The organism is Paracoccus panacisoli, assembly GCF_042435015.1.
In the GTDB taxonomy this organism is placed as follows: Bacteria; Pseudomonadota; Alphaproteobacteria; order Rhodobacterales; family Rhodobacteraceae; genus Paracoccus; species Paracoccus panacisoli.
The window spans coordinates 54,763-68,028 of the sequence record NZ_JBHMQU010000023.1 but is presented as its reverse complement, the minus strand read 5'-3'; the positions used below and the strand labels follow the sequence as shown (position 1 = coordinate 68,028).

The 13,266-nt window shown below is 72.3% G+C and carries 12 protein-coding genes; all 12 read left to right on the top strand.

Annotated elements, in window-relative coordinates; translation table 11 throughout:
- Window positions 1–15: 15 nt before the first annotated feature.
- The 12 genes from ACFHYO_RS06120 to ACFHYO_RS06065 all read left to right on the top strand — a co-directional run bounded on the left by ACFHYO_RS06120 (window position 16) and on the right by ACFHYO_RS06065 (window position 13,115).
- Window positions 16–1,401 (top strand): glycosyltransferase family 92 protein, encoded by a 1,386-nt coding sequence (locus ACFHYO_RS06120; protein WP_394319080.1) that lies wholly within the window; start codon window positions 16–18, stop codon window positions 1,399–1,401.
- A gap of 409 nt (window positions 1,402–1,810) precedes the next feature.
- Window positions 1,811–1,936, top strand: coding sequence for a hypothetical protein (locus ACFHYO_RS06115; protein WP_269429363.1), 126 nt, complete (start codon window positions 1,811–1,813; stop codon window positions 1,934–1,936).
- Window positions 1,933–2,247 carry a hypothetical protein gene (locus ACFHYO_RS06110; protein ID WP_052175042.1) on the top strand — a complete coding sequence of 105 codons (315 nt, stop codon included), beginning with the start codon at window positions 1,933–1,935 and terminating at the stop codon, window positions 2,245–2,247. Before ACFHYO_RS06115 ends, ACFHYO_RS06110 begins: the two co-directional genes overlap by 4 nt.
- A 387-nt stretch (window positions 2,248–2,634) precedes the next feature.
- Window positions 2,635–2,772 (top strand): hemin uptake protein HemP, encoded by a 138-nt coding sequence (gene hemP / locus ACFHYO_RS06105; protein WP_074826909.1) that lies wholly within the window; start codon window positions 2,635–2,637, stop codon window positions 2,770–2,772.
- A 21-nt stretch (window positions 2,773–2,793) separates the two neighbouring features.
- Complete coding sequence (locus ACFHYO_RS06100) at window positions 2,794–4,062, top strand: imelysin family protein (protein WP_394319077.1); 1,269 nt, start codon at window positions 2,794–2,796, stop codon at window positions 4,060–4,062.
- A 114-nt stretch (window positions 4,063–4,176) separates the two neighbouring features.
- Window positions 4,177–5,775, top strand: coding sequence for a di-heme oxidoreductase family protein (locus tag ACFHYO_RS06095; protein WP_394319075.1), 1,599 nt, complete (start codon window positions 4,177–4,179; stop codon window positions 5,773–5,775).
- Entirely contained in the window at window positions 5,757–6,743 is a 987-nt protein-coding gene (locus ACFHYO_RS06090; protein ID WP_394319073.1) for an imelysin family protein, read from the top strand. Before ACFHYO_RS06095 ends, ACFHYO_RS06090 begins: the two co-directional genes overlap by 19 nt.
- Window positions 6,743–7,801: a DUF1513 domain-containing protein gene (locus tag ACFHYO_RS06085; protein WP_394319071.1), complete on the top strand. Its 1,059-nt coding sequence runs from the start codon at window positions 6,743–6,745 to the stop codon at window positions 7,799–7,801. Before ACFHYO_RS06090 ends, ACFHYO_RS06085 begins: the two co-directional genes overlap by 1 nt.
- 90 nt (window positions 7,802–7,891) lie before the next feature.
- Entirely contained in the window at window positions 7,892–8,203 is a 312-nt protein-coding gene (locus tag ACFHYO_RS06080) for a ribbon-helix-helix domain-containing protein (RefSeq protein ID WP_394319069.1), read from the top strand.
- A 243-nt stretch (window positions 8,204–8,446) separates the two neighbouring features.
- Entirely contained in the window at window positions 8,447–11,254 is a 2,808-nt protein-coding gene (locus ACFHYO_RS06075; RefSeq protein WP_394319067.1) for a xanthine dehydrogenase family protein molybdopterin-binding subunit, read from the top strand.
- Complete coding sequence (locus ACFHYO_RS06070; protein WP_036707569.1) at window positions 11,254–11,820, top strand: (2Fe-2S)-binding protein; 567 nt, start codon at window positions 11,254–11,256, stop codon at window positions 11,818–11,820. The genes ACFHYO_RS06075 and ACFHYO_RS06070 overlap by 1 nt, the downstream gene beginning before the upstream one ends.
- Window positions 11,820–13,115: a c-type cytochrome gene (locus tag ACFHYO_RS06065; protein WP_394319065.1), complete on the top strand. Its 1,296-nt coding sequence runs from the start codon at window positions 11,820–11,822 to the stop codon at window positions 13,113–13,115. Before ACFHYO_RS06070 ends, ACFHYO_RS06065 begins: the two co-directional genes overlap by 1 nt.
- Window positions 13,116–13,266: the final 151 nt, after the last annotated feature.

Here is a 13,266-nt window from a genome sequence, read left to right as displayed (position 1 = left end):
ATGGCCGTTTCCCTTATGGTGCGCCGTCGTCACGGTGCCGGGGGCCGCATGAAACTACCTGATCTGGGCGTCGCCATGGCGGCCATCACGAAGAACGAGGGGCCGTTCATCGCCGAATGGGTAGCCTATCACTATCTTCTGGGTGTCGAGCATTTCATCATCTACGACAACGGCTCGACCGACGCGACGGTCGAGGTGCTGGCGCCGTTCGTGAACGCGGGCATCGTGACGCTCGTGCACTGGCCGCTGTTTCCCGGCCAGATCGACGCCTATCAGCACGCGGTGGCGACCTTCGGCCCGCGCTGCGACTGGATGGGCTTTCTCGACATCGACGAGTTCGTCTCGTTGCCCCGCGGCATGACGCTGCCCGCGTTCCTAGCCGGCCTGCCGGCCGAGGCAGAGGAGGTCGTGCTGTTCTGGCGGATGTTCGGCCATTCGGGTCACCGCGCCCGACCGGCCGGGCTGGTGACCGCCAATTTCGTGGAGTGCGACCCGAACCTGTGGCAGATCGCCAAGTGCTTCGTGCGGCCGGCGCGGGTCAGGACCATGTTCGTCCACCACGCCGAAACGATCGACCGGCGCAGCGTGGACGAAAAGGGCCGCCCGATCCCGCAGGTATGGATGCACGAGCGCGGCGCCGTGACCGGCGAGGTTGCGGTCGTCAACCACTACTTCACGCGCTCGTATGACGACTACGCGGCGAAGATCGCTCGCGGCCAGGCCGACGGACGCAGCGAGAAGAAGCTCGAGCCCTTCGAGAAGTGGCAGTTCGACCATACCGACACACAGGCGGCCGAGCACGCCCCGGCGGTGCAGGCGCTGTTAGAATTGGTTGGCCGCCGCGGTGCGGCGCCGACCCGGTACGGTTGCCAGTCGCGGATGGGGGTGGTGGGCTCAACCCGCAGCTTCATGACGGCCTCGCAGGCAGCAGTGAAGAAGATGGCGAAGGTTGTCGAGGCTGCCGGCCATCCCGTCCGGCAGCAGCACAGCCTGTTCGGCACGGCCCTCGTCCTTGCAGACAGCGCGGCGAACCTCCCCGATACCGGGCTCGAGCCGCTGTTCCACGATATGCCGCGACGCGCCGAACTGGATCTGCCGGCCGAAGCGCCTGCACCGGCGGAAGGCGGGCCACTCGACCCCGCGCGGCTGGTCGGATCGGTCTGGATCGCCGTCGAGTTCGAGGTGCAAGCGCCCGGTCACGTCGATGTGCTGCTGACCGGCGACAGGCGCGATGCCACCCGCCTGACCCAGCGGAGGCGGCAGCCCCTGCCGCACGCGGGCCGGGTTCTCGCACTGCTGGTCGTCAACGATGAGCCGGTCGTCCCGCGGGCTCTGCGCCTTCAGCCGCTGGACCCTGAGGCCGTAAGGGTTCGAGCCCTGCGGGTCTTTGGCTGCGATTGAGCGGGCGTGCTGGAACGCGGGCCCTTGGTTGGCCCGTAACGCGGGGCTCTCGATCTTGGGGCGGCGGGCAGCAGCTTCTTGGCGTGTGGGACCCCTCTTGGCGGACATTGCTGCCGGCGAGCAGGCACTGCCCTGCTGGCCGACACCCACTGCGCCCGATCGGAAACATCGGTCTACCGAACGGCAACCCACACCCGCCGCGTTGCCCCCTTGACCCGCAGCCACAGCAGACCCGTGCTAACCTCGCTCCACGATACAACCCTACCCAGATTAACTCAGGGGCGCCGATCAAACCGTGAACATGCGCGAAGCCAAGGCCCACCTCTCCCGGCTCGTCGAGGGTGCCATCCGGGTCGAGGCGTTCCTCATCGCGCGGGCCGGCAAACGCGGGGTGGGGCGGTGATCGAGGATGCTGCGCCGCCGCGGCTCGAATCCCCCCGGCGCCTGCTCCGTGCCAGACAACTTCGACAGCATCGGCGCCGAAGAGATCTGCGTCCTCTTCGAGAGTGCGGGCCCCAACGTGACCGCGCAGTGAACCTCGCCCTCCTGCTGCATTGCTCCGCTGCCGAGCCAGCCCAGTCGCTTAAGGCGGCGCGGGACGCGTTGCTGGATCCGGCCCAGGCGCCAGATTTCAGCTTCGCCTTGCTGTGGGATCTGACGGGGCTCGACCGGCCTGACTTCCGATTCGATCGCGGCTCGCTGCGGGCAAGGGCTCTGGTCAGCGGTTACCGCAAGCTGGCGGTCAAAAGGCGCAATATCCTCGCGCTGGCGGCGCTGCCCCGGCACCTTGCGGACCCCTTAGACTGCCTGCGCATCGCGGGGGCCGCGAACGAGGAGGGGCACTGATTACCCCAACGGCGCGCTTGAGGCGTATGGCGGGCCGGTGCTGAAGCTGCGACGCGGGTTGCCCACTTCCGGCAAGGCTTGCCGCCTCTGGCTGACGGGTTGGACCTGTCGCCGCTGTGCAATGTCCCCTCCACTTAAAGGGCCAACGCGACACGGTTCGGGTCGTGAGTCGTCAAGACAGACGGTCGCCTTCGGCCGCGACGACAGCACTACCCGCGCAGCAATAGCCCTTTTGCCCGAGACATCAGCGCCACGCCCCCTACCCCCAACCCCCCTTGACACCGCCCACTCCTGACGCAATGACTCAGGCATAGTAGCCGACCAAAGTAGTCACCTTAGGGGCGCACCATGAACGACCTGAGCTTCCGCGGCAGCGACCGCGTCGCCATGCCCGTCTTGCCCACCGTGCCGCTGCACGATGCGACCGCGCTGACCGAGGGCGGGCATCTCGCGCAGATCGCGCTCGACGGGCAGATCTACACGCTGCGGATCACCCGCGCCGGCAAGCTGATCCTCACCAAGTAACCCACGAACGGAGCCTCGCCGATGCGGCTGACCCCCTCTTTCCTCGCGCTGGCGCTGGCCCTCGGCGCGCAGGCCGGCCACGCCGCGGCGCCGGCGCCCACGCCCGATGCGGTCGTCTCGACCTATGCCGACATCGCCGCGGCGGCCTATGGCGACAGCCTCACGACCGCGCGGGCGCTGCAATCGGCGGTGGCCGCGCTCGTCGCGGCACCCTCGGCCGAGACGCTCGACGCCGCGCGCCGCGCCTGGATCGCCGCCCGCGCGCCCTATCAGCAGACCGAGGCCTTCCGCTTCGGCAACCCCATCGTCGACGACTGGGAGGGGCGGGTGAACGCCTGGCCGCTGGACGAGGGGCTGATCGACTACGTCGCCGCGGGCACTCCCGCGGCCGAGGACAACGAGCTGGCGCAGCTCAACGTCATCGCCAACCCGACGCTGCAGCTCGGCGCCGAGACGCTCGACGCCACGACCATCACCCCCGACACGATCCGCGCCCTGCACGAGGCCGGCGGGATCGAGGCGAACGTCGCCTCGGGCTATCACGCGATCGAGTTCCTGCTCTGGGGGCAGGACCTGAACGGCACCGGGCCGGGGGCGGGCGCGCGGCCCTTCACCGACTACGTGCAGGGCGCGGGCTGCACCGGCGGCAACTGCGACCGGCGGGCGGCCTATCTGACCGCGGCGACCGAGCTGCTGGTGAGCGACCTGGACGAGATGGCCGGGAACTGGGCCGCGGGCGGCGCGGCGCGTGCCGCGGTGACGGCGAACCCGCAGGCGGGGCTCAACGCCATGCTGACCGGCATGGGCAGCCTCAGCTATGGCGAGCAGGCGGGTGAGCGGATGCGCCTCGGCCTGATGCTGAACGACCCCGAGGAAGAGCATGACTGCTTCTCGGACCAGACCCACATGAGCCACTATTACGACGGCCTCGGCATCCGGAACGTCTATCTCGGCCGCTACGTCCGCCCGGATGGCAGCGTGGTCGAGGGGCCGTCGCTCTCGGCGCTGGTCGCGGCGCGGGATGCGGGGGTGGATGAGGCGCTGCGGCGCGATCTCGACGCGACGATGACGGCGCTCGGCGCCTTGCGCGACAAGGCCGAGGCGGGGATGGCCTATGACCAGATGCTCGCCCCCGGCAATGCCGAGGGTGCCGCGGCGATCACCGCGGGCGTCGATGCGCTGGTGGCGCAGACCCGCTCGATCGAGCGGGCGGTGGCGGCGCTGGGGCTCGACAAGATCGCGTTCGAGGGGTCGGACAGCCTCGACAACCCCGACGCGGTGTTCCAGTGAGCCGCGCCCGGGGCGGGTCAGCGGCCCGTCCCGGCCCCACCGCCTGACCCCCCCTGCCCCGGCCGCCCCCCGCGCGGCCGGCGCCGTTCCCCCGCCACACCCCCGCAGGCCCCGATGATCCCGCGCCCCCTCATTGCCCTCTGCGCCCTCGGCCTCGCCACGGCGGCCTGGGCCGAGACGCCGTCCGACGCGGTGCGCGCCGTGCCGGTCGCCCCCGACCCCACCCCCGCTCCCGCCACCGCCACCGCCACCCGCGACTGGCGGACCGAGCCGCATCTGTCGATCATCCCCCGCACCGCGGCCGAGACGGCGCGGATCGCGGGCGTGCTCGCCCCGCCCGCCGATTTCACCGCCCCCGAGCCGTTCGAGACCAAGCCCGCGGGCGCCGCCACCACCCGGCTGATCCCGACCGCCGACGCCTTCTCACAGTTCTCGCCCAACATGGCGGTCGAGCGCGAGATGGACTTCAAGATCGGCAACGGCATCTTCCGCAAGCTCTGGGTGGGCGCGCCGTCCTCGACGCGGGGCAGCGACGGGCTGGGGCCGCTCTTCAACGCGCGGGCCTGCCAGAACTGCCACATCAAGGACGGCCGCGGGCATATGCCGGACGGCCCCGAGGACAGCCGGGTGTCGGCCTTCCTGCGGCTCTCGGTCCCCGGCGGGCCGGGGCGGCCCGAGATCCCCGGCTATCACCCGACCCGGCCCGATCCGGTCTATGGCGGGCAGCTTCAGGACCTTGCGCTCGAAGGTTATCTGGCCGAAGCGCGGATGGGGGTGCGCTGGACCGAGCAGCCGGTGACGCTGGCCGACGGCACGGTCGTCAGCCTGCGCGCGCCCAGCTACGCGGTCGAGGCGCCCGCCTACGGCCCGCCGCATCCGCAGCTTCAGACCTCGCCCCGCGTCGCCCCGCAGATGATCGGGCTGGGGCTGATCGAGGCGATCCCGGTCGCCGACATCGTCGCCGCCGCGGACGAGGGCGACGCCGACGGCGACGGCATCTCGGGGCGGGCGCAGATCGTCTGGTCGTCCGAGTTCGACCGCCCGATGCTGGGCCGCTTCGGCCACAAGGCGGGCAACGCCACGATCCGCGAGCAGTCGGCCAGCGCCTTCGCCGGCGACATGGGGCTGTCGAACCCGCTGTTCCCCGACCCCGCGGGCGAGTGCACCGAGGCGCAGCCCGACTGCCGCGCCGCCCCCGCGGGGCAGGAGCCGGGGGTCCGCGACGGGCTCGAGGTGGACGGGCCGAGCCTCGACCTCGTGACCTTCTACTCGCGCAACCTCGCCGTGCCGGAACGCCGCAACGCCGCCGACCCGCAGGTGCTGCGCGGCAAGGAAATCGCCTATGCCATCGGCTGCACATCCTGCCACCGGCCCAAGTTCGTGACCCACCGCCTGGCCGACCGGCCCGAGCAGAGCTTCCAGCTCATCTGGCCCTATTCGGACCTGCTGCTGCACGACATGGGCGAGGGGCTGGCCGACCACCGCCCCGAGGCCCGCGCCGACGGGCGCGAATGGCGGACCGCGCCCTTGTGGGGGATCGCGCTCAACGGCAAGGTGACGGGGGTGGAAAGCTATCTGCACGACGGCCGCGCGCGGTCGCTGATCGAGGCGGTGCTGTGGCACGGCGGCGAGGCGCAGCCCGCCCGCGACGCCGTGGTGGCGCTGCCCACAAAGGATAGGGAGGCGCTGATCGCATGGCTCGCATCGCTTTGACGCTGGCGCTGGGGGTGCTCGCCGCGCCCCTCGCCCACCCCGCCACCGCCGACGTGGCCGAGGCGGTCGCGGTGATCGCCCCGGCCTACGAAACGCTCGCCGGCCGCACCGCGGCGCTGGCCGAGGCCGCGGCCCGCGACTGCGCGCCCGAGGCGCTGCGCCCGGCCTATCAGGACGCCTGGGACGCCTGGGCGCGGATCGACTTCCTGCGGCTCGGCGCGGTGGAACGCGACGGGCGCGGGCTGGCGATGGCCTTCTGGCCCGACCCCAAAAGCTCGGGGCTGCGGGCGCAGCAGGCGGTGCTGGCCGATGGCGCGGCGGTCGCCGACCGGCCCGCGGACTTCGCCCAGCTTTCGGTCGCCATGCGCGGGCTTTCAGGGCTCGAGCGGCTGCTTTACCCCTCGGCGCTCACGGGGGCCGAGGCGGATGTCTGCCGCCTGACCCGCGCCACCGCCGCCGACCTCGCCCGGATCGCGGCCGAGATCGCCGCCGACTGGCCGGCGCAGGCGGCGCTGCTGACCGCGCCGGGCGGCGCCAACACCACCTATCTGACCGAGACCGAGGCCCGGCAGGCGCTCTTCACCCAGCTCGTGACCGGGCTCACGACGCTCGAGACGACGCGGCTTGGCCGCCCGCTCGGCAGTTTCGACAAGCCCCGCCCCGAGCGCGCCGAGGCCGCCGCCGCCGGCCGCAGCCTGCGGAACGTGGCGCAATCGCTCGGCGGGATGCGCGACCTCGCGCTGGCGCTGCACAGCCCGGCGCCGCAGACGCAGGCCGCCTTTGACCGGGCGCTGGCGCTGGCCGAGGGGCTGGACGACCCGGTCTTCGCCGGGGTGGCCGACCCGCAGGGCCGCCTCAAGGTCGAGATCCTGCAGCAGGCCGTCACCGCCGCGCGCGCCGCGGTCGAGGCCGAGATCGGCCCGACGCTCGGCGTCTCGGCCGGGTTCAACGCCCAGGACGGCGACTGATGAGCGACCGGCGCACGCTGCTCAAGGGGCTGGCCGCCGCGCTGCTGCTGCCCGCCCGCGGCTGGGCCACGGTTGGCGCCCCCGCCTGGGTCGCCGCCGCCCGCCACCCCGACGGCACCCACGCCCTGCACGGCATCGCCGCCGACGGCGCGCTGACCTTTGCCGTGCCCCTGCCCGGCCGCGGCCACGCCGCCGCCATCCACCCCGAGCGCGCCGAGGCGGTCGCCTTTGCCCGCCGCCCCGGCGTCTTCGGCGTGGCGCTCGACTGCCGCACCGGCGCGGTGATCCGCCGCCTGACCCCGCCCGAAGGGCGCCAGTTCAACGGCCACGGCGCCTTCTCGCCGGACGGGACGCGGCTCTATACCTCCGAGGTGGTGGCCGAGGGCTCGGCCGGCCGCGTCGGCATCTGGGACAGCCGCGACTATCGCCGGCTGGGCGAGTGGGACTCGGCCGGGATCGGCCCGCACGAGCTGCGCGTCCGCCCCGACGGCACGCTGGTGGTCGCGAACGGCGGCATCGCCACCGATCCCGAGGACCGCACGCCCCTGAACCTCGACACGATGCGCGCGAACCTCGCCGTGCTGGACGCCGAGGGCGCGCTGCTCTCGCGCCACGAGCTGGCGCCCGAACTGGCGCGGAACTCGATCCGCCACCTCGCGCTGACCGGCGCGGGTGTGGCCTTCGCGATGCAGTGGCAGGGCGAGGCGACCGAGCCGGTGCCGCTGCTCGGGCTGGCGCAGGGCGACGGGCTGACCCTCTGCCCCGCGCCCGAGGCCGAGGCGCTGGCGATGCAGGGCTACGCCGGCTCGATCGCCGCCAGCGCGGGGCTGATCGCCGTCACTTCGCCGCGCGGCGGGGTGGCGATGATCCACGACGCAGCGGGCGCGCATCTGGCGACGCTGCGCCGCGCCGACCTCTGCGGCGCGGCCCCCGCCCCGGACGCGGCCTTCACCCTGACCGACGGCGCCGGCGCCGTGTGGTCGGCCGACCCCGCCGGCCTGCGCCTGCGCGCCCGGCACGATCTGGCGTGGGACAACCATCTGATCGCGGTGGGGTGAGGCCCCCCCCTTTACCCCCCCTCCCCCGCCTTCCTTGACAGACCGGCCCCCCGCGCCGCATCGTCGGGGCCAGGCGTAAGGAACCCCGCCATGTGCCGAATGTTCGCCCATCTGGACATGAGCCGCTACCAGCCGCTGACCCGGCGGCTGCGGCTGAACGGGCAGTCGACCTCGATCCGGCTCGAGCGGGCGTTCTGGAAGATCCTCGACCAGATCGCGGCCGAGGAAGGGCTGACCACCCCCGCCTTCATCTCGCGCCTGCACGACGAGGTGCTGCTCTCGCAGGGCGAGGCGACGAACTTCACCTCGCTGCTGCGCTGCGCCTGCCTGACCCGCGCCGAGATGGGGGCCGCGGCCGCGCTGCGGGCGCGCGCCCCGGACCTCGACCGAAAGTCGGCGTAGTAGCCCCCTACTACCCCCGCCGCCGCTCGTCCGGCGGTTCATCGCCGCCGCGCAGGCGATCGCCCCCGCGGGCGCGACGACGCCCTGACTGGTTTCCCCCGGCCGCGGCAATCGGTGTCGATCCCGGCCTGCCGGGTTGCCCGACGGCCGAACCCGTGCAACCCTGAGTTTACACCGTCGCGGCCGGCGCGGACGATGCCCCCGTCCTACCCCCCGCGGCGAAGCGAATGGAGGAGCCGCGCCATGCCGAGATTCGATCTGACCCGGCGGCAGTTGCTCGCCTCGGCGGCGGCGCTGGGGATGGTGGCGATGGTGCGGCCGCTCGACCAGGCGCGGGCGGCGATGATGCCCTCGCCGGTCGGGCAGGACACCGGCTGGTTCCGCGACGGCAAGCTGCGCTATCGCCGCGACGGGATGGCGAAGGTCACCGGGTCCAAGGTCTTTGCCCTCGACCTGCGGGCGCGCGACCTCGACGGCTGGCCCGACCAGCAGTCGCACGCGCTCTTGATCATGATCCCCCGCGCCGACGCGGTGTTCGAGGGGCTGGACCTCTCGGTGCTGGGCGACGGTCTGCAACCCGACGTGCTGGTCGATCACGCCCGCCTCAGCGCCGACGGCGTCTCGATGTCGGACCCCGACTTCTACGGCGAGCTGATGCTCGCCCCCGGGCAGGTCTCGCCGATGCTGGGCCAGCCGGTGGCGATGGGGATCTGGCACGACTACGAACGCTTCCGCGCGGCGCAGAAGCTGCTGCGCTTCAACCCGGCGATCTTCCGCTTCGGCGCGGCCGGTGCGCCGCCGGCGCGGCCGTCCTATGGCGCGGCGCAGTTCGTGCGGATCGGCGGGGACGACCCGCGCGGCCCCGACCGCTTCTCGCCGTTCGAGAACGGCACGATCTGGCCCGACCTGACGCCCGAGGGCGTCGTCTGGCCCGGAGCCGACCATGCCGCCTTCGGCGAGGCGCGCCGCCTGTCGGCCGAGCTGCGCGCCCGCACCGCCGCGCCGCCGCAGGGCTGGCACGTCATCTCGCGCCACTTCAGCAGCCAGAGCGTCGAGCCCGCGGCGATGGAGATGGAGAACGGCCTCGCTTGGCACGACACCGCCAACGGCACGCTGCACGTGATCGGCGCCACCCAGTCGCCCTATACCGCCGCCGGGCACATCCTGCACATGCTCGACCGCAGCAGCTTCCAGGTCGGCACGCTGGATTTCGTCACCGGCTATACGGTCGGCTACGGCCAGAAAGAGCATCACTCGTTCCCCAACTACGTCGCCGTGGCCGGGCTTTACGCCGAGGGGCGGCCGGTGCGGCTGGCGCTCGACCGCTGGCAGCACTTCCAGTTCGCGCTCAAGCGCCACCCGTTCGAGACCGACCTGACCATCGCCTGCGACGCCGAGGGGCGCTTCCAGACCTTCATCTGCGACATGGTGGGCGACGGCGGCGGGGTGCAGAACTTCAGCCCCTCGGTGGGCACCGTCGCGGTGACCGCGGCACAGTCGGCCTATTACTTCCCGACCAGCGACCTGTCGGCCGACGTCCGGGCGACGATCAACGTCACCGCGGGGTCGATGCGCGGCTATGGCACCGTGCAGTCGATGGCCGCGACCGAGATGCTGGTCGACGAACTCGCCGCCGAGACCGGGCGCGACGCCATCGCGCTGCGCCGGCTCAACGTGCTCAAGTCGGGGATGAAGAACACCCAGGGGCTGGTCCCCGCCGGGCACCTGCGGATGGACGAGCTTCTCGCCCTGGCCGAGCAGGAGCCGCTGTGGATCGAGCGGGCCGAGCGCAAGGCGCGGTTCGAGGCCGAGAACCCGGGGATGCTCTACGGCGTGGGCTTCGCCTCGTCGCAGAAGAACTTCGGCACCGGCGCCGAGGCGGCGATCGTGCAGCTCGAGATCACGCCCGACGGGCGCACCCGGATGCGCCACATCGCGTCCGAAATCGGCGCGGGGGCGACCACCTCGCAGATGCTGGTGGTCCAGCCGCAGCTCGGCCGGCCGGTGGACGAGGTCGAGTTCTCGGTCCAGCACTGGCCGCAGATGCCGGTCCACACCGAGGACAACCCCTACGAGATCTCGCAGGACGAGGAGGACGCCCTCGCCCGCGACCCGACCTGGGTGCCGCGGATCACCTCGCCACGCTCGGCGTCGAACTCGGCCTATTACTTCACCCATGCGACCCAGCAGGCGGCGCAGATGCTGCTGCGGCTGGGGCTGTGGCCGGCGGCGCTCTCGATCTGGTCCGAGGGCGCGGGCGGCGGCCAGACCGGGCCTGAGCCGGTGGCGCTGGCCGAGGCGCGCTGGACCGGCGGGATGCTGACCGCCCGCTCGCTCGAGCCGCTCAGCCATGCGCGGCTGGCCGAGCGGGCGCACCGCGACGGGCTGGTCACCGGCGTCTGCATCCACACCTTCAACCGGTGGAGCTGGGCCGAGGCCGATTTCGACGTCGAGGGCGAGCTGGTCAGCGCCCCCATCGACGCGCTGTCGGTGCAGTGGGGCCAGGGCGCCAGCGCCGAGCGCCGGGCGCGGATGACGGCGGGCGGCTATGCCTTCATCCCGCGCAGCGCGGTGCGCTATCCGCCGGTGGCGCGCAACGACGGGGGGCCGGTCTATTACGCCCCCTGCGCCACGCTGCTCGACCTCAGCGTGGCCCGCGGTACGGGCGAGGTGCGGCTGCTGTCGCACAAGACCTGGCTCGAATGCGGCACGCAGATCGTCCCCGAGCTCGTCTCGGGCCAGCTACAGGGAGGCGTCGCCATGGGCATAGGCCATGCGCTTTACGAAGAGCTGCCGCTTGGCCCCGACGGCCCCGGCAACGGCACCTGGGGGTGGAGCCGCTACCGCGTGCCCCGCGCGGCCGAGGTCGCGGTCTGGACCCAGACCGGCCACGTCCTGCCGCCGCTCTCTGAGTTCGACCCGCCCAAGGGCATGGCCGAGGTCACGATGATCCCGGTCGTCGCGGCCTGCGCCAACGCCATCTGCCACGCGACGGGGCACCGCTTCTACCGCACGCCGGTCACCGCCGAGCGCATCCGGGCGGTGCTGTGATGGCCGAGCGCATCTCTTTCTCGGCGACGATCAACGGGCAGGCGGTGGGGCCACTCGACATCCCCGCCGACCTCATGCTGACCGAGCTGCTGCACGAATACCTCAACCTGACCGGCACCCGCGCCGCCTGCGGGCAGGGCGTGTGCCGGGCCTGCACGGTGATCTTCGACGACGCGGCGGGCGGCGCGCGGACGTTGCCCGCCTGCGTCACCGGCGCAGCCTGGGCCAACGGCCGCACCCTGCGCACGATCGAGGGGATCGCCGGCCGCGACCCCGAGGGGCGCGTGGTCCCCTCGGCCATCCAGCAGGCCTACCTCGATCATTTCTCGTTCCAGTGCAGCTTCTGCACCCCCGGCTTCGTCATGGCCGCGACGGCGCTGGTCGAGGAATTGGGCCGGGCGCCGATCCCGCGCGCCCAGCTCGAGGACCGGATCGTCGCGGCGCTCAATGAGAACATCTGCCGCTGCACCGGCTACATCCGCTATCTCGAGGCGGTGCGCGCGGTGATCCTCGCCACCCCCGGCCTCGTCATCGACGTGGTCGCCACGGACGCGAGGCAGGGCTGATGGTCCGTGTCCTGCGCATAATCGCCGCCGTCGTCTTCCTCGGCCTCGTCGCCGCGGTGTTCCTGTTCTGGCTCGGCCACGGGGCGGGCAAGATCCCGCCGGCCTCGGTGGACTTCGCCCGGCTGGACGACACCCAGCGGCTGGTGCTGGTCGAGCGCGGCGCGCGCGTCGCCCGCGCGGGTGACTGCGTGGCCTGCCACCTCGATCCCTCGGGCGCGTCGGAGCTTGGCGGCGGCTATCCGATGATGACCCCGGTCGGGACCATCTACGGCACCAACATCACGCCCTCGCGCGACCACGGCATCGGGACGTGGAACGCCGATGACCTCTACCGCGCCGTCGCCTGGGGTGTGGCACCCGGCAACCGCAACCTCTACCCGGCGATGCCCTATGCCAGCTACCACCAGATCAGCCGCGAGGATTCCGACGCGCTCTATGCCTGGCTGATGGCCCAGCCGCCGGTCGAGACGCCCGACCGGACGCCGGACCTGATGTTCCCCTTCAACCTGCGCCCGGCGGTCAGTTTCTGGAACGCCCTGTTCCGTCCGACCGCGCGCCCCTATGCGCCGGTCGCCGGGGCCGCGACCTATACGGTGGACGGCCACTATCTCGTCAACGTGCTGGGCCATTGCGGCGAGTGTCACACGCCCCGCAACCTCGCCTTTGCCATGACCGACGACCACCTGGCCGGCTTCACGCTCGAAGGGGCCTATGCCCCCGACCTGCGGCCGCAGACGCTGGCCGCGAAGGGCTGGACGGACGGCGACCTCAAGGCGTTCCTCGGGCAGGGACTGTCGGCGCAGGGCGTGCCGACGCTGACGATGTATCCGGTGCTGCGCCACTCGACCCGCCACCTCGCCCCCGAGGAGCTGGCAGTCATCAGCGCCTATCTGATGCAGGGCGCGGCGGGTCAGGGCCCCGGTCCGCGGCCGCGGCAGGTCGATCCGCCGGCCGCGGGGCGGACGCTCTATCTCGGCCTCTGCGCCGGGTGTCACGGCGCGCAGGGCGAGGGGCAGCCGGCCTCGTCCGTCCGGCTGGACAGCAACACCACCGCGATGTTCGCCGACCCGATCAACCTCGTGCGGGTCATCGACCAGGGGATCGTCGAGCGTCCGCTCGCCGAGGGCCTGCGGATGCAGAAGATGCCCGCCTACCGCGACTGGCTGACCGACGCGCAGATGGCCGATCTGGTGAACTACATGCGCCAGCAATGGGGCGGCCACACGGAAACCCTGACCGCCGCGGACATCGCCGGGATCAAGGAGCGCTACGCGCCGTATCTGAGCAAGCACTGAGGCGCGGCGGGCGAGAACCGCCGGTCTCAAGGAGGGTGGGGACGGCGCTGGCTTCGCCGCGAAAGTCCACCATTCGGACGCAGCGCACGGACCGGGCCGCGATCCAGCACCGGCCGCGGCCCGTTCGCCCGGCAGCCTTAAGAGGCTGCTC